The organism is Streptomyces umbrinus, assembly GCF_030817415.1.
Lineage (GTDB): Bacteria > Actinomycetota > Actinomycetes > Streptomycetales > Streptomycetaceae > Streptomyces > Streptomyces umbrinus_A.
In genome coordinates this window covers 7,032,769-7,050,257 of the sequence record NZ_JAUSZI010000002.1, presented here as the reverse complement: position 1 = coordinate 7,050,257, position 17,489 = coordinate 7,032,769, and the positions used below count along the sequence as shown (strand labels likewise).

Annotated in this window: 29 protein-coding genes and 1 pseudogene; all 30 read right to left on the bottom strand. The window is 65.7% G+C overall.

What is annotated here, in order from left to right; translation table 11 throughout:
* Positions 1 to 186 precede the first annotated feature (186 nt).
* A complete protein-coding gene (truA, locus tag QF035_RS31260) occupies positions 187 to 1,044 on the bottom strand; it encodes a tRNA pseudouridine(38-40) synthase TruA (RefSeq protein WP_307523792.1) in 858 nt (285 codons plus the stop codon).
* A 133-nt stretch (positions 1,045 to 1,177) separates the two neighbouring features.
* On the bottom strand, positions 1,178 to 1,705 hold the full coding sequence (gene rplQ / locus QF035_RS31255) for a 50S ribosomal protein L17 (RefSeq protein ID WP_307523791.1): 528 nt from the start codon (positions 1,703 to 1,705) through the stop codon (positions 1,178 to 1,180).
* Positions 1,706 to 1,867: 162 nt separating this feature from the next.
* Entirely contained in the window at positions 1,868 to 2,890 is a 1,023-nt protein-coding gene (locus QF035_RS31250; RefSeq protein WP_003966937.1) for a DNA-directed RNA polymerase subunit alpha, read from the bottom strand.
* A 148-nt stretch (positions 2,891 to 3,038) separates the two neighbouring features.
* The gene (gene rpsK, locus QF035_RS31245; protein ID WP_003956432.1) at positions 3,039 to 3,443 is read right to left on the bottom strand and encodes a 30S ribosomal protein S11; all 405 of its coding nucleotides are present in this window, start codon (positions 3,441 to 3,443) and stop codon (positions 3,039 to 3,041) included.
* Positions 3,444 to 3,512: 69 nt separating this feature from the next.
* On the bottom strand, positions 3,513 to 3,893 hold the full coding sequence (rpsM, locus tag QF035_RS31240) for a 30S ribosomal protein S13 (RefSeq protein ID WP_055513621.1): 381 nt from the start codon (positions 3,891 to 3,893) through the stop codon (positions 3,513 to 3,515).
* Positions 3,894 to 4,088: 195 nt separating this feature from the next.
* On the bottom strand, positions 4,089 to 4,202 hold the full coding sequence (gene rpmJ / locus QF035_RS31235; RefSeq protein WP_003998809.1) for a 50S ribosomal protein L36: 114 nt from the start codon (positions 4,200 to 4,202) through the stop codon (positions 4,089 to 4,091).
* 59 nt (positions 4,203 to 4,261) lie between these two features.
* Positions 4,262 to 4,483, bottom strand: a complete 222-nt coding sequence (gene infA, locus QF035_RS31230) for a translation initiation factor IF-1 (protein ID WP_003948620.1) — start codon at positions 4,481 to 4,483, stop codon at positions 4,262 to 4,264.
* Between the two features lie 298 nt (positions 4,484 to 4,781).
* Complete coding sequence (gene map / locus QF035_RS31225; protein ID WP_307523790.1) at positions 4,782 to 5,618, bottom strand: type I methionyl aminopeptidase; 837 nt, start codon at positions 5,616 to 5,618, stop codon at positions 4,782 to 4,784.
* A gap of 101 nt (positions 5,619 to 5,719) precedes the next feature.
* Complete coding sequence (locus QF035_RS31220; protein ID WP_307523789.1) at positions 5,720 to 6,430, bottom strand: adenylate kinase; 711 nt, start codon at positions 6,428 to 6,430, stop codon at positions 5,720 to 5,722.
* Positions 6,430 to 7,749, bottom strand: coding sequence for a preprotein translocase subunit SecY (gene secY / locus QF035_RS31215; protein ID WP_307523788.1), 1,320 nt, complete (start codon positions 7,747 to 7,749; stop codon positions 6,430 to 6,432). The genes QF035_RS31220 and secY overlap by 1 nt, the downstream gene beginning before the upstream one ends.
* Before the next feature lie 248 nt (positions 7,750 to 7,997).
* A pseudogene (gene rplO, locus QF035_RS31210) lies at positions 7,998 to 8,454 on the bottom strand (50S ribosomal protein L15).
* Between the two features lie 2 nt (positions 8,455 to 8,456).
* Complete coding sequence (rpmD, locus tag QF035_RS31205) at positions 8,457 to 8,639, bottom strand: 50S ribosomal protein L30 (protein ID WP_006376032.1); 183 nt, start codon at positions 8,637 to 8,639, stop codon at positions 8,457 to 8,459.
* On the bottom strand, positions 8,639 to 9,241 hold the full coding sequence (rpsE, locus tag QF035_RS31200) for a 30S ribosomal protein S5 (RefSeq protein ID WP_055513610.1): 603 nt from the start codon (positions 9,239 to 9,241) through the stop codon (positions 8,639 to 8,641). Before rpsE ends, rpmD begins: the two co-directional genes overlap by 1 nt.
* A gap of 43 nt (positions 9,242 to 9,284) precedes the next feature.
* Complete coding sequence (gene rplR, locus QF035_RS31195) at positions 9,285 to 9,665, bottom strand: 50S ribosomal protein L18 (RefSeq protein ID WP_143642846.1); 381 nt, start codon at positions 9,663 to 9,665, stop codon at positions 9,285 to 9,287.
* Between the two features lie 3 nt (positions 9,666 to 9,668).
* Positions 9,669 to 10,208, bottom strand: a complete 540-nt coding sequence (gene rplF, locus QF035_RS31190) for a 50S ribosomal protein L6 (protein ID WP_143642847.1) — start codon at positions 10,206 to 10,208, stop codon at positions 9,669 to 9,671.
* A gap of 21 nt (positions 10,209 to 10,229) precedes the next feature.
* Positions 10,230 to 10,628: a 30S ribosomal protein S8 gene (gene rpsH / locus QF035_RS31185; RefSeq protein WP_055614920.1), complete on the bottom strand. Its 399-nt coding sequence runs from the start codon at positions 10,626 to 10,628 to the stop codon at positions 10,230 to 10,232.
* A 209-nt stretch (positions 10,629 to 10,837) separates the two neighbouring features.
* The gene (locus QF035_RS31180) at positions 10,838 to 11,023 is read right to left on the bottom strand and encodes a type Z 30S ribosomal protein S14 (RefSeq protein ID WP_003948630.1); all 186 of its coding nucleotides are present in this window, start codon (positions 11,021 to 11,023) and stop codon (positions 10,838 to 10,840) included.
* Between the two features lie 5 nt (positions 11,024 to 11,028).
* Positions 11,029 to 11,586, bottom strand: a complete 558-nt coding sequence (gene rplE, locus QF035_RS31175; RefSeq protein WP_269653336.1) for a 50S ribosomal protein L5 — start codon at positions 11,584 to 11,586, stop codon at positions 11,029 to 11,031.
* Positions 11,586 to 11,909, bottom strand: a complete 324-nt coding sequence (gene rplX / locus QF035_RS31170; RefSeq protein ID WP_055614922.1) for a 50S ribosomal protein L24 — start codon at positions 11,907 to 11,909, stop codon at positions 11,586 to 11,588. The genes rplE and rplX overlap by 1 nt, the downstream gene beginning before the upstream one ends.
* Before the next feature lie 2 nt (positions 11,910 to 11,911).
* Positions 11,912 to 12,280, bottom strand: coding sequence for a 50S ribosomal protein L14 (gene rplN / locus QF035_RS31165; protein ID WP_003992364.1), 369 nt, complete (start codon positions 12,278 to 12,280; stop codon positions 11,912 to 11,914).
* Between the two features lie 111 nt (positions 12,281 to 12,391).
* Positions 12,392 to 12,679 carry a 30S ribosomal protein S17 gene (gene rpsQ / locus QF035_RS31160; protein ID WP_143642848.1) on the bottom strand — a complete coding sequence of 96 codons (288 nt, stop codon included), beginning with the start codon at positions 12,677 to 12,679 and terminating at the stop codon, positions 12,392 to 12,394.
* Positions 12,679 to 12,903 carry a 50S ribosomal protein L29 gene (gene rpmC, locus QF035_RS31155; RefSeq protein ID WP_003998824.1) on the bottom strand — a complete coding sequence of 75 codons (225 nt, stop codon included), beginning with the start codon at positions 12,901 to 12,903 and terminating at the stop codon, positions 12,679 to 12,681. The genes rpsQ and rpmC overlap by 1 nt, the downstream gene beginning before the upstream one ends.
* Positions 12,903 to 13,322: a 50S ribosomal protein L16 gene (gene rplP, locus QF035_RS31150; RefSeq protein ID WP_055614924.1), complete on the bottom strand. Its 420-nt coding sequence runs from the start codon at positions 13,320 to 13,322 to the stop codon at positions 12,903 to 12,905. Before rplP ends, rpmC begins: the two co-directional genes overlap by 1 nt.
* Before the next feature lie 5 nt (positions 13,323 to 13,327).
* Positions 13,328 to 14,191 carry a 30S ribosomal protein S3 gene (rpsC, locus tag QF035_RS31145; RefSeq protein ID WP_307523787.1) on the bottom strand — a complete coding sequence of 288 codons (864 nt, stop codon included), beginning with the start codon at positions 14,189 to 14,191 and terminating at the stop codon, positions 13,328 to 13,330.
* The gene (gene rplV / locus QF035_RS31140) at positions 14,191 to 14,538 is read right to left on the bottom strand and encodes a 50S ribosomal protein L22 (RefSeq protein ID WP_006604878.1); all 348 of its coding nucleotides are present in this window, start codon (positions 14,536 to 14,538) and stop codon (positions 14,191 to 14,193) included. The genes rpsC and rplV overlap by 1 nt, the downstream gene beginning before the upstream one ends.
* 42 nt (positions 14,539 to 14,580) lie before the next feature.
* On the bottom strand, positions 14,581 to 14,862 hold the full coding sequence (gene rpsS / locus QF035_RS31135; protein WP_010986346.1) for a 30S ribosomal protein S19: 282 nt from the start codon (positions 14,860 to 14,862) through the stop codon (positions 14,581 to 14,583).
* A gap of 12 nt (positions 14,863 to 14,874) precedes the next feature.
* The gene (gene rplB / locus QF035_RS31130) at positions 14,875 to 15,711 is read right to left on the bottom strand and encodes a 50S ribosomal protein L2 (protein ID WP_055614926.1); all 837 of its coding nucleotides are present in this window, start codon (positions 15,709 to 15,711) and stop codon (positions 14,875 to 14,877) included.
* 39 nt (positions 15,712 to 15,750) lie between these two features.
* Complete coding sequence (rplW, locus tag QF035_RS31125; protein WP_143642849.1) at positions 15,751 to 16,167, bottom strand: 50S ribosomal protein L23; 417 nt, start codon at positions 16,165 to 16,167, stop codon at positions 15,751 to 15,753.
* Complete coding sequence (gene rplD, locus QF035_RS31120) at positions 16,167 to 16,832, bottom strand: 50S ribosomal protein L4 (protein ID WP_307523786.1); 666 nt, start codon at positions 16,830 to 16,832, stop codon at positions 16,167 to 16,169. Before rplD ends, rplW begins: the two co-directional genes overlap by 1 nt.
* Positions 16,833 to 16,839: 7 nt before the next feature.
* The gene (rplC, locus tag QF035_RS31115) at positions 16,840 to 17,484 is read right to left on the bottom strand and encodes a 50S ribosomal protein L3 (RefSeq protein ID WP_143642851.1); all 645 of its coding nucleotides are present in this window, start codon (positions 17,482 to 17,484) and stop codon (positions 16,840 to 16,842) included.
* Positions 17,485 to 17,489: the final 5 nt, after the last annotated feature.

Sequence of the window (17,489 nt, the reverse complement as noted above, 5' to 3'; positions counted from 1 at the left end):
CCGTTACCCCCACCCGAACTCGGCCAACCCCTAATCGAACCTTCAGCCGAGCAGCGGAATCATAACCGAGTTTCAGAGGTTACGTCCGAACGTACGTGTTACGCAGGGGTTTCATCACGCGCCACAGCGGGCATACGTAGCCACTTGCCCCTCTATACAACCCTCCATACGGGGGCCGCGTCCCCGTCAGCAGCACCCCGCTCCCGGCAGGGTCCGCCGGTTTCGTGCCTCCTTGTTCCGCGCCGCCAGCAGCTCGTCGGCCGGATACCCGACCTCTTCGAGCGTCAGCCCGTGCGGCCGCACCACATGCACGGCGGAGTCCCGCACCCCCGCGGCGAGCACCTTGCCGGGCCAGTCGGCCCCCCGGTGCCCGTCCCCCACGAACAGCAGCGCCCCGATCAGCGACCGCACCATGTTGTGACAGAAGGCATCGGCCCGCACGGTGGCGGTGATGATCCCGTCACTCCCCCGCTCCAGGCTCAGCTCCTGCAGCGTACGAATGGTCGTGGCGCCCTCCCGCTTCTTGCAGTAGGCGGCGAAGTCGTGCTCTCCGAGGAGATGCCGCGCGGCCTCGTTCATGGCGTCGACGTCGAGCGGCCAGTCGTGCCAGAGGACATGGCTGCGCAGCAGCGGATCGACGCCACCGGGGTTGTCGGTGACGCGATAGGCGTACCGCCGCCAGACCGCCGAGAACCGCGCGTTGAAGCCGCTCGGCGCCTCCCTGACCGCCCACACCCGCACATCCTTGGGCAGCCGCCCGGCCAGCCGCTTGAGCAGCTTCTCCCGATGCTCGTCCCACAGCTCCACCGGCAGATCGACATGAGCCACCTGCCCGCGCGCATGCACGCCGGCGTCCGTCCGCCCGGCCACGGTCAGCTCGTACGTCGTGTCCTGCGACCGCGTGACGGTCCGCAGCGCGTCCTCGATCTCCCCCTGCACGGTCCGGCGCCCGCCGGCCTGCTTGGCCCACCCGGAGAACTCACTCCCGTCGTAGGAAAGGTCGAGACGGACGCGGACGTACCCGGGCTCTGCTTCGTCACTCACCTGGAGATCCTCTCAAGAACACAAAAGCGGACCCGCCCCTCGAAAGGAACGGGCCCGCTCAAGCGCGCCCCTTCAGGGGCGCGGGGAACTGCGCGACCAGCCACCACAGCGGACCGGCAGCCGAAGGACAGCCTTACGCGTCCTTGGACTCCTCGGCGGCGGCCTCGTCAGCCTTGGTCACGTCGACCTTGGCGTCCTCGACCTGGGTCTCCTCGGCCTTGGCCTCAACAGCGGCGGCCTCGGTGTCCTTCGCGGAGCGCTTCGTCGCCGCCTCGGCCTCACCGGTGGCCTGCTGGGCCACGGTCAGGGCCTCCACCAGCTCGATGACAGCCATGGGCGCGTTGTCGCCACGGCGGTTACCGATCTTGGTGATACGGGTGTAGCCACCCGGACGGTTCTCGTAGCGCGGGCCGATCTCGGTGAAGAGCGTGTGCACGACGCTCTTGTCCGTGATCACCGAGAGCACCTGACGGCGGTTGTGAAGGTCGCCCTTCTTCGCCTTGGTGACCAGACGCTCGGCGTACGGCCGGAGCCGACGGGCCTTCGCCTCAGTGGTCGTGATCTTGCCGTGCTCGAAGAGCGACTTCGCGAGGTTCGCGAGAAGCAGCTTCTCGTGCGCGGCACTGCCGCCCAGACGGGCACCCTTGGTGGGCTTCGGCATGGTGTTTCTCCTAGGTGTCTGCCCCGGCCGTATCAGGTACCGAGGTCAGTGTCCGAGCAGGCGATCGCCTGTCGGAGACCCCGCGCCCCGTAAGGGGCGCGGGGAACTGCGCGACCAGCCACAACGGTCCCGCAGCCGAAAACAGACAGTGGACCCGAGCTCTTAGTACTGCTCGGTCTCCACAAAGCCCGCATCGGCGTCGTCGTCGGCGCCAAAGGCGTCGGCGGCGGCGGTCGGGTCGAATCCGGGCGGGCTGTCCTTCAGGGCCAGACCCATCCCGGCGAGCTTAGCCTTGACCTCGTCGATCGACTTCGCACCGAAGTTACGGATGTCGAGCAGATCCGCCTCGGACCGGGCCACGAGCTCACCCACGGAGTGGATGCCCTCGCGCTTGAGGCAGTTGTACGACCGAACGGTGAGCTCGAGCTCCTCGATCGGCAGGGCGAGATCGGCAGCGAGCGCGGCATCCGTCGGGGACGGACCCATGTCGATGCCCTCGGCGTCGATGTTGAGCTCGCGGGCCAGACCGAACAGCTCGACCAGCGTCTTACCGGCGGAGGCCATGGCGTCACGCGGACGCATCGCCTGCTTGGTCTCGACGTCGACGATCAGCTTGTCGAAGTCGGTGCGCTGCTCGACACGCGTCGCCTCGACCTTGTACGTGACCTTCAGAACGGGCGAGTAGATGGAGTCGACCGGAATACGACCGATCTCCTGCCCGACCTGCTTGTTCTGAACAGCCGAAACGTAACCACGGCCACGCTCGACCGTCAGCTCCATCTCCAGCTTGCCCTTGCCGTTGAGCGTGGCGAGGACGAGGTCGGGGTTGTGGACCTCGACACCGGCCGGGGGCGCGATGTCGGCGGCGGTGACCAGACCCGGACCCTGCTTGCGCAGGTACATCACGACCGGCTCGTCGTGCTCACTGCTCACGACGAGCTGCTTGATGTTGAGGATCAGGTCGGTGACGTCTTCCTTGACGCCCGGCACGGTGGTGAACTCGTGCAGGACACCGTCGATGCGGATGCTGGTGACAGCCGCACCGGGGATCGAGGAGAGAAGAGTCCGGCGGAGCGAGTTGCCGAGGGTGTAACCGAAGCCCGGCTCCAGCGGCTCGATCACGAACCGGGAGCGGAACTCGTCGACGACCTCTTCGGTCAACGAGGGACGCTGAGCGATCAGCATGAAGTGAATCCTTCAGTCAGGGGCACCCACTATTTGATGCCCTTGCCACCGGGCGGTAGCCCGTTGTGTTACAGCTACAAGGGTACGGGCGGCACGGCCCCGAAAGGCCATACCGCCCGGACCCCAGAAAAATCAAGACAACCGTGCGTCAGACGCGACGGCGCTTGGGCGGACGGCAGCCGTTGTGCGGCGTGGGCGTCACGTCCTGGATGGAGCCGACCTCAAGACCGGTCGCCTGCAGCGAACGGATGGCCGTCTCGCGACCCGAACCCGGGCCCTTGACGAAGACGTCGACCTTGCGCATGCCGTGCTCCTGCGCGCGGCGGGCGGCCGACTCGGCGGCCATCTGCGCGGCGAAGGGGGTGGACTTGCGCGAGCCCTTGAAGCCGACGTGGCCGGCGGAGGCCCAGGAGATCACGTTGCCCGAGGGGTCCGTGATCGAGACGATCGTGTTGTTGAACGTGCTCTTGATGTGCGCGTGACCGTGAGCGACGTTCTTCTTTTCCTTGCGGCGCACCTTCTTGGCAGCGCCCTGACGACCCTTGGGGGGCATCTATAACTCCTACGGGGAGGTGGTCGGTCCTACAGCGAAGACCGCTGGTGAAGCGTTGTCCGCTGCGGACTACTTCTTGCCCGGCTTCTTCTTGCCGGCGATGGCGCGACGCGGGCCCTTGCGGGTACGAGCGTTCGTGCTGGTGCGCTGACCGTGGACGGGCAGGCCACGACGGTGGCGCAGACCCTGGTAGCAGCCGATCTCGACCTTGCGGCGGATGTCGGCCTGAACCTCACGGCGGAGGTCACCCTCGGTCTTGAAGTTGTTGTCCACGTACTCGCGGATCCTGACCAGCTCCTCCTCGGAGAGGTCACGAACGCGGGTGTCGGGGTTGACGCCGGTGTCGGCCAGCGTCTTCTGCGAGAGGGTCCGGCCGATGCCGAACACGTAGGTGAGGGCAACCTCCACGCGCTTTTCGCGCGGGATGTCAACACCGGAAACGCGTGCCATTCAATGGCTCCAGTTGTCGTTCGGAGGTCTTCCGCAGAACCGGTTCCCAGCCCGCCGTATGAGGTACGAGTTGGGTCCCCGGCCTCCGACCGGGGGTATCGGAATCGCCATGAACAGCGGATCCGGGCTCTGCGTATGAACATGTGCTACTTGCGTCGCGCGAAACTCTGCGGGTGCAGAAGGTTCGGTCGTGCGTCAGCCCTGGCGCTGCTTGTGCCGCGGGTTTTCGCAGATGACCATGACCCGGCCGTGACGGCGGATCACCCTGCACTTGTCGCAGATCTTCTTGACGCTCGGCTTGACCTTCATTGGGTGAGGTTCTCCGGGTCAGTGCCACCGCCCCGCGGAATACGGGACACAGGCAAGATCTACTTGTACCGGTAGACGATCCGGCCACGGGTCAGGTCGTACGGAGACAACTCCACCACGACCCGGTCGTCAGGGAGGATGCGGATGTAGTGCATGCGCATCTTGCCGCTGATGTGAGCCAGGACCTGGTGGCCGTTCTGGAGCTCGACCTTGAACATGGCGTTCGGAAGAGACTCGACGACAGTGCCCTCGATCTCGATGGCACCTTGCTTCTTGGCCACGCTTCGCCCTTCGAATCGACTACCTTGATCGACCCCGCACTTACTGCACGCAGACATGCAGATGCACGAGAGCCGACGAGTCAGTCTACGCCAGGGCCCTCGGAAAGACGAATCGAGATAGCCTGCCCCGCACGGAAGATCCCTAAGCAGCGGGCTGGTCGCCATCGCTGGGAACGGGGCTCGACACAGGCGCCCCGATAGGGGCGCGGGGCTGTATCAATGTGCGGCTCCGCCGCGTGGGCGCGACCAGCCCCCACAGAGCCGCAGCCGCGACGCATACACCAGCTACGGCGCGAACTCAGCCCAGAGGATCAGGAGCCGCAGTGATCCCATACTCGGCCAGCTTCGCCTTACCCCCGTCGGGAGCCGTCAGCACAAGCGGCCCCTCCTCCGTCAGAGCGACAGAGTGCTCCCAGTGGGAGGACCACGTGCCATCCGTCGTGATGACGGTCCAGTCGTCCGAGAGAACCTCGGTCTTCGGCGTACCCAGCGAAACCATGGGCTCAATGGCGAGGCAGAACCCGGGAACGAGCTTCGGCCCCTTACCCCGCCGCCGCTCCACGTAGTTCAGCAGATGCGGATCCATGTGCATCTCGGTGCCGATGCCGTGGCCGCCGTAGTCCTCGACGATCCCGTACTTGCCACCGCCGGGCTTCGGCTGCCGCCGGATGTACGTCTCGATGGCGCGGGAGACGTCGACGAGCCGGTTGCCCAGCTTCATGGCCGCGATCCCGGCCCACATCGACTCCTCGGTCACCCGGGACAGCTCGATGAGCTCCGGAGCGTGACCGGACCCGACGAAGGCGGTGAAGGCGGCGTCCCCGTGCCAGCCGTCGACGATGGCGCCGGCGTCGATCGAGATGATGTCGCCGTCCTTCAGCACGACGTCGTCGCTCGGGATGCCGTGCACGACGACCTCGTTCGCCGAGGTGCAGATCGTCGCGGGGAAGCCGCCGTATCCCAGGAAGTTGGACTTGGCGCCGTGCTCGGCCAGCACCTTGCGGGCGACCTCGTCCAGGTCCTTCGTCGTGGCCCCGGGTACCGCCGCTTCCCGTGTCGCCCTGTGGACGGCGGCGACGACCAGGCCCGCCTCACGCATCTTGGCGATCTGCTCGGGGGTCTTGATCTGCACCATGAGGGCCCGCGCTCTCCGTCTTCTCTGCCTGCTCGGTTACGTACACAACAGTACGGCCGCGGCGCCCGACAGGGGCACCGCGGCCGAACCAGCCAGGACGACTACTTGTCGCCGTCGCCCTCGCTGTCGTTCTTGTCCTCGTCGCTCTGGTCCTTGCCCTCCACCTGGCGGTTGAGGGCGTCCATCGCGCGCTTGGTGACGTCGTCCACCTTGCCGAGCGCCGAGATCGTCACGACCAGGCCCTGGGCCCGGTAGTAGTCGATGATCGGCTCGGTCTGCGTGTGGTAGACCTCCAGGCGCTTGCGGACGGTCTCCTCGGTGTCGTCGTCACGCTGGTACAGCTCGCCGCCACAGGCGTCGCAGACGTCCGTCTTCTTCGGCGGGCTGTACGTCACGTGGAAGACATGACTCGAGTCCCTGCGGCAGATGCGGCGGCCGGCGATGCGCTTGACCACCTCGTCCTCGGGGACCTCCAGGTCGAGCACCGCGTCCAGCTCCACAGCGTCGGCCTTGAGCGCCTGATCGAGCGCCTCGGCCTGCGAGACGTTCCGCGGGAAGCCGTCGAGCAGGAAGCCGTTCGCGGCGTCCGGCTGCTCCATGCGGTCCCTGGCCATGGCGATCGTGACCTCGTCCGGCACAAGGTTGCCCTCGTCCATGTACGACTTCGCCAGTTTGCCGAGTTCGGTCTTCTGGCTGATGTTCGCACGGAAGAGGTCGCCCGTGGAGATGTGCGGGATCGACAGGTTCTGGGCGAGGAACGCGGCCTGCGTTCCCTTGCCCGCACCGGGCGGCCCGACGAGGACGATACGCATCAGCGGAGGAACCCTTCGTAATTGCGCTGCTGGAGCTGGCTCTCGATCTGCTTCACCGTCTCCAGACCCACACCCACGATGATCAGGATGCTGGTACCGCCGAACGGGAAGTTCTGGTTTGCCCCGAAACCAACCAACGCCATCGTCGGTACGAGAGCGATCAGACCCAAGTACAGCGAACCTGGCCAGGTGATCCGGTTGAGTACGTATCCCAGGTACTCAGCGGTCGGCCGGCCAGCCCGGATGCCCGGGATGAAGCCACCATACTTCTTCATGTTGTCCGCGACTTCCTCGGGGTTGAACGAGATAGCCACGTAGAAGAAGGCGAAGAACACGATCAGCAAGAAGTACGTGCTGATGTAAATCGGGTGGTCACCCTTGGTGAGGTTCTGTTCGATCCAGGTCTTCCAACCGGACGTCCCACCTGCGAACTGAGCGATCAGCGCCGGGATGTAGAGCAGCGACGAGGCAAAGATCACAGGGATGATGCCGGCCTGGTTGACCTTCAGCGGGATGTACGTGGACGTGCCGCCGTAGGACCGGCGACCGATCATGCGCTTCGCGTACTGGACGGGAATGCGGCGCTGAGCCTGCTCCACGAAGACGACCAGACCGACCATGACGAGACCGACCGCGATGACGGTGCCGAACTCGATCCAGCCGCCCGCCAGGTTGCCCTGCACCTTGATGGCCCACAGCGCCGACGGGAACGTGGCGGCGATCGAGATGAACATCAGGATCGACATGCCGTTGCCGATGCCGCGGTCGGTGATGAGCTCACCGAGCCACATGACGGCGGCCGTACCGGCGGTCATGGTGATGACCATCGTGATGGTGACGAAGATCGACTGGTCGGGCACGATCTGGTTCGCGACCGGGCAGCTGGTGAACAGTGCACCACTGCGGGCGGTGGCCACCAGGCCGGTACCCTGCAGGATGGCCAGTGCCACCGTCAGATAACGGGTGTACTGCGTGATCTTCGCCGTACCGGCCTGACCCTCCTTCTTGAGGGCCTCCAGACGCGGGATCACCACGGTCAACAGCTGCAGAATGATGCTCGCCGTGATGTACGGCATGATTCCCAGCGCGAAGATCGTGATCTGCAGCAGGGCGCCACCGCTGAACATGTTGACCAGACCGAACAGGCCCTGATTGCCGCCCTGCGATGCCGCATCGATACAGGTCTGAACGTTCTGGTAGTCGACACCGGGGATCGGGATGTGCGTACCAACCCGATAGACCACGATGATGCCGAGCGTGAAGAGCAGCTTCTTGCGCAGGTCGGGCGTCTTGAACGCCCGGGCGAACGCGGTGAGCACGGTGCCTCCTGCGACCCCCGCGCAAGTGCGTCAGAGGTGACGGTCTTGAGGTTCGACGAATAAGTAACGGACAGCTGACTAACAGTTAAGAACCGCCCTGAGTTCCCAGAGGTCACACCGGGCGAAAATTAGCAGTGCAGGCCACCTTACCGGCGACACCGCTCCCCTAGGAACGACCAACCGGGGATGCCCCTTTTGTGGGGCACCCCCGGTCGGGATCGCTCAAGTCATCGAGACGCCTGGTGATTTCAGACGAGCTCGGTGACGGTACCGCCGGCGGCGGTGATCTTCTCCTTGGCGGAGCCGGAGACGGCGTCGACCGTCACCTGCAGCGCCACGGAGATCTCGCCCTGGCCGAGGACCTTGACGAGGCTGTTCTTGCGAACCGCACCGTTGGCGACGAGCCCCTCGACGGTGACTTCGCCACCCTCCGGGTACAGCGACGCCAGCTTGTCGAGGTTCACGACCTGGTACTCGGTCTTGAACGGGTTCCGGAAGCCCTTGAGCTTCGGGAGACGCATGTGGAGGGGCAATCTGGCCACCCTCGAAGCGCTCCGGAACCTGGTAACGGGCCTTGGTGCCCTTGGTACCACGTCCAGCCGTCTTACCCTTCGACGCCTCACCACGACCCACACGGGTCTTGGCGGTCTTGGCGCCCGGGGCGGGACGGAGGTTGTGGATCTTGAGCGGGTTGTTCTCCGCCATGATCAGTCGACCTCCTCAACCGTCACGAGGTGGCGGACGGTGTGAACCATTCCGCGGAACTCGGGGCGGTCCTCCTTGACGACCACGGTGTTGATCCCCTTGAGACCAAGGGACCGCAGGGTGTCACGGTGGTTCTGCTTGCTGCCGATGTACGACTTCGTCTGCGTGACCTTGAGGCGAGCCATTACGCACCCGCTCCCGCACGCGCACGGAGCAGAGCCGCGGGGGCGACGTCCTCGAGGGGCAGACCGCGGCGGGCCGCGATCTCCTCGGGACGCTGCAGACCCTTGAGGGCCGCCACGGTCGCGTGCACGATGTTGATCGCGTTGGACGAGCCGAGCGACTTCGACAGGATGTCGTGGACGCCGGCGCACTCGAGGACAGCACGCACCGGGCCACCGGCGATAACGCCGGTACCGGGGGAAGCAGGCTTGAGCAGGACGACGCCCGCGGCCTTCTCGCCCGTGATCGGGTGCGGGATGGTGCCCTGGATACGGGGGACCTTGAAGAAGTGCTTCTTGGCCTCCTCAACACCCTTGGCGATGGCGGCCGGCACCTCCTTGGCCTTGCCGTAGCCGACACCGACGGTGCCATCGCCATCGCCCACTACGACGAGCGCAGTGAAGCTGAAGCGACGACCACCCTTCACAACCTTGGCGACGCGGTTGATCGCGACAACGCGCTCAACGTACGCGGTCTTCTCGGCAGCAGCGCCGCCGTCACGGCCCTTCCGGTCCCGCCGCTCGCCGCCACCGGCACCGCTTCCGCGGCGCTGGGGTCCAGCCATTGGAATTACCTCTCTCTGTTTCCGCTAGCTACGGAACCGAGACTCAGAACTTGAGTCCGGCCTCGCGGGCGGCGTCCGCCAGGGCAGCGATGCGCCCGGCGTACTGGTTGCCACCACGGTCGAATACGACAGCCTCGACACCGGCGGCCTTGGCACGCTCGGCGACAAGAGCGCCGACCTTGCCGGCCTGCGCCGACTTCTCGCCCTCGCCACGGATCGACGTGTCCAGGGTCGACGCCGACGCCAGGGTGTGACCCTTGATGTCGTCGATGACCTGGGCCACGATGTGGCGGTTCGAGCGCGTCACGACCAGGCGAGGACGCTCAGCCGTTCCGTTGACCTTCTTACGGATCCGGATGTGGCGCCGCTTGATGGCAGCACGCTTGTAAGCGTCGCCCTTAGCGATCTTCGTACCGTATGCCATGGCTTACTTACCCGCCTTTCCGACCTTGCGGCGGATGACTTCGCCCTCGTACTTGACACCCTTGGCCTTGTACGGGTCGGGCTTGCGCAGCTTGCGGATGTTGGCCGCAACCTCTCCGACCTTCTGCTTGTCGATGCCCTCGACCGAGAACCGCGTGGGGTTCTCGACCTTGAAGGTGATGCCCTCGGGGGCCTCGACAGTGATCGAGTGGCTGTAGCCGAGCGAGAACTCCAGGTTGGAACCCTTCGCCAGGACTCGGTAACCGACACCGCTGATTTCGAGCTTCTTCACGTAACCCGTGGTCACGCCGGTGATCATGTTCGCCACCAGCGTGCGGGACAGGCCGTGCAGGGCCTTGTTCTGACGCTCGTCGTTCGGGCGGGTGACATTGAGAATGCCGTCCTCGCCCTTAGCGATCTCGATCGGCGCCGCGACGGTGTGGGAGAGGGAGCCCTTGGGGCCCTTCACCGAAACCGTACGGCCGTCGATGGTGACGTCCACGCCGGCGGGAACCGTGATGGGGAGCTTGCCAATACGCGACATAGCTTCTTCCGTTCCCTTCCGCTACCAGACGTAGGCGAGGACTTCTCCGCCTACGCCCTTCTTGCCGGCCTGCTTGTCGGTGAGGAGACCGTGCGACGTGGAGATGATCGCCACGCCGAGGCCACCGAGCACCTTGGGCAGGGAGGTGGACTTCGCGTACACACGCAGACCCGGCTTCGAGATCCGCTTGATGCCCGCGATGGAGCGCTCACGGTTCGGGCCGAACTTCAGCTCGAGGACGAGCTTCTTGCCGACCTCGGCGTCCTCGACCTTCCAGCCGGTGATGAAGCCCTCCTGCTGGAGGATCTCCGCGATGTGAGACTTGATCTTGCTGTGCGGCATCGCGACATCGTCGTGGTACGCCGAGTTCGCGTTACGCAGACGAGTAAGCATGTCTGCGATGGGATCAGTCATGGTCATGAATTGGCCTTCGGCCTCTCTCGCCGGGGTTTCCAGTGCGCCATCCCTCTCCCCACTCAGTGGCGGGACGGGTGCGGTGCGGGGACCTACGGCGTAGTAAGTCGTACGGGCGTCCAGGCGCCCAACCCTCCTAGCCTAAGCCATGGAGGGATGGGCGCCCGACATCGCCCTTTACTTACCGAGAGCCTCTGGAATCCCGAAGTAGGGGATTACCAGGAGCTCTTGGTCACGCCCGGCAGCTCGCCACGGTGAGCCATCTCACGAAGGCACACACGGCAGAGGCCGAACTTGCGGTACACGGAGTGCGGACGGCCGCAGCGCTGGCAGCGCGTGTAGCCACGTACGCCGAACTTGGGCTTACGAGCAGCCTTGGCAATCAGAGCCTTCTTCGCCATCTCGCTTACGCCTCCTTGAAGGGGAAGCCGAGGTGACGGAGAAGGGCACGGCCTTCGGCGTCGTTGGTCGCCGTGGTGACCACGGTGATGTCCATACCCCGGACGCGGTCGATCTTGTCCTGGTCGATCTCGTGGAACATGACCTGCTCCGTGAGACCGAAGGTGTAGTTGCCACGGCCGTCGAACTGCTTGGGGGACAGACCACGGAAGTCGCGGATGCGCGGCAGCGCGAGCGACAGGGTGCGGTCCAGGAACTCCCACATGCGGTCGCCACGAAGCGTGACGTGGGCACCGATCGGCTGGCCCTCACGCAGCTTGAACTGCGCGATGGACTTACGGGCCTTGGTGACGGCCGGCTTCTGACCGGTGATCGTGGTGAGGTCGCGAATCGCGCCGTCGATCAGCTTGGAGTCGCGGGCGGCGTCGCCCACACCCATGTTGACCACGATCTTGACGAGACCCGGGGTCTGCATGACGTTCTCGTAGGAGAACTCTTCCTGCAGCTTGCCCGCGATCTCCTCGCGGTACTTCGTCTTGAGACGCGGAATCGTGGTGGTAGCCATCAGATGTCCTCACCCGTCCGCTTGGCAACGCGAACCTTGTTGCCCTCGTCGTCGAAGCGGTAACCGACACGCGTGACGACCTTGTTGCCGTCCTTCTCAACGACCAGCTGGACGTTGGAGACGTGGACGGGCGCCTCGGTCGTGACGATGCCACCGGCCTGCGAACCGCGAGCGGTCGGGCCGGCCTTGGTGTGCTTCTTGACCCGGTTGACACCCTCGACCAGGACGCGGTCCTCGCGGGGGTAGGCCGCGATGACCTTGCCCTGCTTGCCCTTGTCCTTACCGGTGATGACCTGTACCAGGTCGCCCTTCTTGATCTTCATGCTTACAGCACCTCCGGCGCGAGCGAGATGATCTTCATGAACTTCTTCTCGCGCAGCTCCCGGCCCACCGGGCCGAAGATGCGGGTGCCGCGAGGGTCGCCGTCGTTCTTCAGAATGACGGCGGCGTTCTCGTCGAAGCGGATGTACGAGCCGTCCGGACGGCGGCGCTCCTTGACGGTGCGAACGATGACCGCCTTGATGACGTCACCCTTCTTCACGTTGCCGCCGGGGATCGCGTCCTTGACGGTGGCGACGATCACGTCACCGATGCCCGCGTAGCGGCGACCGGAGCCACCGAGCACACGGATGCAAAGGATCTCCTTCGCACCAGTGTTGTCGGCGACACGCAGTCGCGACTCCTGCTGGATCACGTCTATCTCCTGATTGTCTGCCGGTTCCCGGCAGGGGCCTTGTCCTGTACGGGATTCGGACCCCTGCCGAGCCTGGCGGAACTGTCCTGCGGGGGGTGCCCCGCAGGAGAATTACTTGGCCTTCTCGAGGATCTCGACGATGCGCCAGCGCTTTGTCGCGGACAGCGGCCGGGTCTCCATGATGATGACTCGGTCGCCGACGCCCGCAGCGTTCTGCTCGTCGTGGGCCTTGAGCTTGTTCGTACGGCGGATGACCTTGCCGTACAGCGCGTGCTTGACGCGGTCCTCGACGGCGACGACGACGGTCTTGTCCATCTTGTCGCTGACGACCAGACCCTCACGGGTCTTGCGGAAACCGCGGCTCGTCTTGGTCTCTTCAGTCACGTTGCTCTCGCTCATCAGGCGCTCTCCACCGTCTCGATGCCCAGCTCGCGCTCACGCATCAGGGTGTAGATCCGCGCGATGTCCTTGCGGACGGCCTTCAGCCGACCGTGGTTCTCGAGCTGACCGGTCGCCGCCTGGAAGCGGAGGTTGAACAGCTCTTCCTTGGCTTCGCGGAGCTTCGCGAGAAGCTCCTCGTCACCCAGTTCGCGCAGCTCGGACGCCTTGGTACCGGCCGACATCACGCTTCACCTGCCTCGCGCTTGACGATCCGGCACTTCATCGGCAGCTTGTGGGCTGCGCGAGTGAGGGCCTCACGGGCGATCTTCTCGTTGGGGTAGGACAGCTCGAACATGACCCGGCCCGGGTGCACGTTCGCGACCCACCACTCGGGGGAACCCTTACCGGAACCCATGCGGGTCTCGGCGGGCTTCTTGGTCAGCGGGCGGTCCGGGTAGATGTTGATCCAGACCTTGCCGCCACGCTTGATGTGACGGGTCATCGCGATACGAGCCGCCTCGATCTGGCGGTTCGTCACGTACGCCGGCGTGAGGGCCTGAATGCCGTACTCGCCGAACGAAACCTCCGTACCACCCTTGGCCTGACCACGGCGCTTGGGGTGGTGCTGCTTGCGGTGCTTGACCCTACGGGGGATCAGCATTTCGGTCAGGCCTCCGTTCCGCCAGTAGAAGAGGGCGCTGCCTCAGCCGGAGCGGCAGCCGCCGGAGCCTCGGCCTTGGGGGCCTCGGCAGCCGGCGCGGACTGCTGCTGCGGCTTGCGGCCGCGGCCGCCACGCTCGCCACCGCGGCCACCGCCACGGGCCGGACGGTCGCCGCCCGGGCCGCCACCACGGGCCGGGCGGTTGCCCGCGCGGGCTGCGGCGTTCTCGGCGCGGACCTCGGCGATGTTCTTGACGTCGCCCTTGTAGATCCAGACCTTCACACCGATACGGCCGAAGGTCGTCTTGGCCTCGAAGAAGCCGTAGTCGACGTTCGCGCGGAGCGTGTGCAGGGGCACACGGCCCTCGCGGTAGAACTCCGAGCGGGACATCTCGGCGCCGCCGAGACGGCCACCACACTGGATCTTGATGCCCTTGGCGCCGGCCTTCATCGTGCCCTGCATGCTCTTGCGCATGGCACGACGGAAGGAGACGCGGGAGGACAGCTGCTCGGCGACGGCCTGGGCCACCAGCTGAGCGTCCGTCTCCGGGCTCTTGACCTCAAGGATGTTCAGCTGGACCTGCTTGCCGGTCAGCTTCTCGAGGTCGCCGCGGATGCGGTCGGCCTCGGCGCCACGACGGCCGATGACGATGCCCGGGCGCGCGGTGTGGATGTCCACACGGACGCGGTCACGGGTGCGCTCGATCTCAACCTTCGAGATGCCGGCGCGCTCCATGCCGGACGTCATCATCCGACGGATGGCGACGTCTTCCTTGACGTAGTCCTTGTACAGCTTGTCGGCGTACCAACGGGACTTGAAGTCCGTGGTGATGCCGAGCCGGAACCCATGCGGGTTAACCTTCTGGCCCATTACCGGGTTCCTTCCTTGCTGCTGACGACCACGGTGATGTGGCTGGTCCGCTTGCGGATCCGGTAGGCACGGCCCTGGGCACGCGGACGGAACCGCTTCAGGGTCGGGCCCTCGTCGACGTAGGCCTCGGAGATGACAAGGCTGCCGGCGTCGGTGTGGTCGTAGTTGTGTGCGGCGTTGGCAATGGCGCTGTCAAGCACCTTGCCGACCGGCACGCTCGCGGCCTGCGGGGCGAAACGCAGGACCGCCTGAGCCTCCGTGGCATCCATGCCACGGATAAGGTCCACCACGCGGCGGGCCTTCATGGGCGTAACGCGGATGTACCGCGCCTGGGCCCTGGCTTCCATGGTTGTCCTTCCAGTGTCTGTCATGGTCGATTCCACCCCGCGTTAGCGGCGCTTCGACTTCCGGTCGTCCTTGACGTGACCCCGGAAGGTGCGCGTCGGCGAGAACTCGCCGAGCTTGTGGCCGACCATCGACTCGGTGACAAACACCGGAATGTGGGTCTTGCCGTTGTGCACCGCGATCGTGTGGCCGAGCATGGCCGGGATGATCATCGAGCGACGGGACCAGGTCTTGATGACGTTCTTGGAACCGGCTTCGTTCTGGGCGTCCACCTTCTTGATCAGGTGGTCGTCGACGAAGGGCCCCTTCTTGAGACTGCGCGGCATCTAAACCCGCTCCTAGCGCTTCTTGTTCGTCTTGCGGCGGCGGACGATGTACTTGTTCGAAGCCTTCTTCGGCGAACGAGTACGACCCTCCTTCTGACCCCACGGCGAGACCGGGTGACGTCCACCGGAGGTCTTGCCCTCACCACCACCGTGCGGGTGGTCAACCGGGTTCATCGCCACACCGCGAACGGTCGGGCGGACGCCCAGCCAGCGCTTGCGGCCGGCCTTGCCCCAGTTGATGTTCGACTGCTCGGCGTTGCCGACCTCGCCGACGGTGGCGCGGCAGCGCACGTCGACCAGGCGGATCTCTCCGGACGGCATGCGCAGGTGGGCCATCTGGCCCTCCTTCGCGAGCAGCTGCACGGAGGCACCGGCGGAGCGGGCGAACTTGGCACCGCCACCGGGACGGAGCTCGATCGCGTGGATCGTGGTACCGACCGGGATGTTGCGGAGGGCCAGGTTGTTGCCCGGCTTGATGTCGGCCCCGGGACCGTTCTCGACGCGGTCGCCCTGCGACAGGTTGCGGGGGGCGAGGATGTAGCGCTTCTCGCCGTCCGCGTAGTGAAGCAGCGCGATGCGCGCGGTGCGGTTGGGGTCGTACTCGATGTGCGCGACCTTCGCCGGCACGCCGTCCTTGTCATGGCGACGGAAGTCGATGACACGGTAGGCGCGCTTGTGTCCACCACCCTGGTGGCGAACGGTCACACGACCGGAATTGTTACGGCCGCCCTTGCTGTGCAGCGGGCGAACCAGCGACTTCTCCGGCGTGGACCGCGTGACCTCGACGAAGTCGGCGACGCTGGAGCCACGACGGCCCGGCGTAGTCGGCTTGTACTTGCGGATTCCCATTTCTCAGTCCTCGTCCGATATTCGGACCAGGGCGCTCCGTTAGGAGGCCTGGCCGAAGATGTCGATACGGTCGCCCTCAGCGAGGGTCACGATCGCGCGCTTGCTGTCCGCACGCTTGCCGAAGCCGGTGCGGGTGCGCTTGCGCTTGCCCTGACGGTTGATCGTGTTGACCCCGGTGACCTTGACCGAGAAGACCGCCTGGACGGCCTCCTTGATCTGCGTCTTGTTGGAGCCGGGCGCGACGATGAAGGTGTACTTGCCCTCGTCGAGCAGCGCGTAGCTCTTCTCCGAGACGACCGGCTTGAGGAGCACGTCACGGGGATCCGTGAAGGACTTGCTCAGCGGGGTCTCGACGGTGTTCTTGCCCTCGGTGGCGTGGCGCTTCGCCTTGGCGACGCGCGCGACCTTCTTGGCCTTGGCGGCCTTCGAGGCGATGCTCGGGTGACGCGTAGCCATCAGGCTTCGCTCCCTTCGGTGTCAGCGTTCCGCTCTGCAGAGGGCGCGCCAGACACGAAGGACTCGAAAGCGGCCTGGGTGAAGACCACGTCGTCCGAGACGAGAACGTCGTACGTGTTCAGCTGGCCCGGCTCCAGGATGTGCACCTGGGGCAGGTTGCGTGCGGAGAGCAGGCCCTGCTCGTCCTCGCGGGAGATGACCAGGAGCACGTTCTTGCGCTCGCTGATCTTGCCCAGCAGGGACTTCGCGGCCTTCGTGGAGATCTCGCCGTCGACCACGCCGGTGACGACGTGGATGCGAGCGTTGCGGGCCCGGTCGGTGAGGGCGTGGCGCAGGGCCGCGGCCTTCATCTTCTTCGGGGTCCGCTGCGAGTAGTCACGCGGCACGGGACCGTGCACGACGCCACCACCGGCGAACTGGGGCGCGCGGGTCGAGCCCTGACGGGCGCGGCCGGTGCCCTTCTGGCGGTAAGGCTTCTTACCGCCACCGCGAACCTCGCCACGGGTCTTGGTCTTGTGCGTGCCCTGGCGGGCAGCGGCCAGCTGGGCGACTACGACCTGGTGAAGCAGCGGGATGCTGATCTTCTCGACGTCGAAGATCTCCGCGGGGAGCTCGACCGTCCCGGTCTTGTCGCCTGCCGGCGAAAGGATGTCAACAGTGCTCATCGTTACCTCAGGCCCCCTTGGCCGCAGTGCGGACCAGGACGAGGCCGCCGTTCGGACCGGGAACCGCGCCCTTGATGAGCAGCAGACCCTTCTCCGCGTCAACGGCGTGGACGGTCAGGTTCTGGGTGGTGACCCGCTCGTTGCCCATGCGACCCGCCATGCGGAGGCCCTTGAACACACGGCCCGGGGTGGCACAGCCACCGATGGAGCCGGGAGAGCGGTGCTTGCGCTGGGTGCCGTGACCGGCGCCGAGTCCCTTGAAGTTGTGACGCTTCATGACACCGGCGAAGCCCTTGCCCTTGCTCGTGCCGGTCACGTCCACCTTGACGCCGGACTCGAAGACCTCAGCGGAGATCTCCTGGCCGAGCGTGTACTCGGAGGCGTCCGCGGTGCGGATCTCGACGAGGTGGCGGCGGGGGGTGACGTCGGCCTTGGCGAAGTGACCCTTGAGGGGCTTGTTCACCTTGCGCGGGTCGATCTCGCCGAAGGCGATCTGGACCGCTTCGTAGCCGTCGGAGTCGTTCGTACGGACCTGGGTGACGACGTTGGGGGAGGCCTTGACGACCGTCACGGGAACAACACGGTTGTTCTCGTCCCACACCTGCGTCATGCCGAGCTTCTCGCCCAGGATGCCCTTGATCTGCTTAGCCATTCTCA

Coding starts and splice junctions, on each gene's coding strand:
- rplQ (WP_307523791.1), bottom strand. CDS start 1,705: ATGCCGAAGCCCACCAAGGGTGCCCGTCTGGGCGGCAGTGCCGCGCAC.
- QF035_RS31250 (WP_003966937.1), bottom strand. CDS start 2,890: ATGCTGATCGCTCAGCGTCCCTCGTTGACCGAAGAGGTCGTCGACGAG.
- rpsK (WP_003956432.1), bottom strand. CDS start 3,443: ATGCCCCCCAAGGGTCGTCAGGGCGCTGCCAAGAAGGTGCGCCGCAAG.
- rpsM (WP_055513621.1), bottom strand. CDS start 3,893: ATGGCACGCGTTTCCGGTGTTGACATCCCGCGCGAAAAGCGCGTGGAG.
- rpmJ (WP_003998809.1), bottom strand. CDS start 4,202: ATGAAGGTCAAGCCGAGCGTCAAGAAGATCTGCGACAAGTGCAGGGTG.
- map (WP_307523790.1), bottom strand. CDS start 5,618: ATGGTGCAGATCAAGACCCCCGAGCAGATCGCCAAGATGCGTGAGGCG.
- QF035_RS31220 (WP_307523789.1), bottom strand. CDS start 6,430: ATGCGTATCGTCCTCGTCGGGCCGCCCGGTGCGGGCAAGGGAACGCAG.
- rpmD (WP_006376032.1), bottom strand. CDS start 8,639: ATGGCTCGCCTCAAGGTCACGCAGACGAAGTCGTACATCGGCAGCAAG.
- rpsE (WP_055513610.1), bottom strand. CDS start 9,241: ATGGCTGGACCCCAGCGCCGCGGAAGCGGTGCCGGTGGCGGCGAGCGG.
- rplR (WP_143642846.1), bottom strand. CDS start 9,665: ATGGCATACGGTACGAAGATCGCTAAGGGCGACGCTTACAAGCGTGCT.
- rplF (WP_143642847.1), bottom strand. CDS start 10,208: ATGTCGCGTATTGGCAAGCTCCCCATCACGGTTCCCGCCGGCGTGGAC.
- rpsH (WP_055614920.1), bottom strand. CDS start 10,628: ATGACCATGACTGATCCCATCGCAGACATGCTTACTCGTCTGCGTAAC.
- QF035_RS31180 (WP_003948630.1), bottom strand. CDS start 11,023: ATGGCGAAGAAGGCTCTGATTGCCAAGGCTGCTCGTAAGCCCAAGTTC.
- rplE (WP_269653336.1), bottom strand. CDS start 11,586: ATGGCTACCACCACGATTCCGCGTCTCAAGACGAAGTACCGCGAGGAG.
- rplX (WP_055614922.1), bottom strand. CDS start 11,909: ATGAAGATCAAGAAGGGCGACCTGGTACAGGTCATCACCGGTAAGGAC.
- rpsQ (WP_143642848.1), bottom strand. CDS start 12,679: ATGAGCGAGAGCAACGTGACTGAAGAGACCAAGACGAGCCGCGGTTTC.
- rpmC (WP_003998824.1), bottom strand. CDS start 12,903: ATGTCGGCCGGTACCAAGGCGTCCGAGCTGCGCGAACTGGGTGACGAG.
- rplP (WP_055614924.1), bottom strand. CDS start 13,322: ATGCTGATCCCCCGTAGGGTCAAGCACCGCAAGCAGCACCACCCCAAG.
- rpsC (WP_307523787.1), bottom strand. CDS start 14,191: ATGGGCCAGAAGGTTAACCCGCATGGGTTCCGGCTCGGCATCACCACG.
- rplV (WP_006604878.1), bottom strand. CDS start 14,538: ATGGAAGCCAGGGCCCAGGCGCGGTACATCCGCGTTACGCCCATGAAG.
- rpsS (WP_010986346.1), bottom strand. CDS start 14,862: ATGCCGCGCAGTCTCAAGAAGGGGCCCTTCGTCGACGACCACCTGATC.
- rplB (WP_055614926.1), bottom strand. CDS start 15,711: ATGGGAATCCGCAAGTACAAGCCGACTACGCCGGGCCGTCGTGGCTCC.
- rplW (WP_143642849.1), bottom strand. CDS start 16,167: ATGGCTACGCGTCACCCGAGCATCGCCTCGAAGGCCGCCAAGGCCAAG.
- rplD (WP_307523786.1), bottom strand. CDS start 16,832: ATGAGCACTGTTGACATCCTTTCGCCGGCAGGCGACAAGACCGGGACG.
- rplC (WP_143642851.1), bottom strand. CDS start 17,484: ATGGCTAAGCAGATCAAGGGCATCCTGGGCGAGAAGCTCGGCATGACG.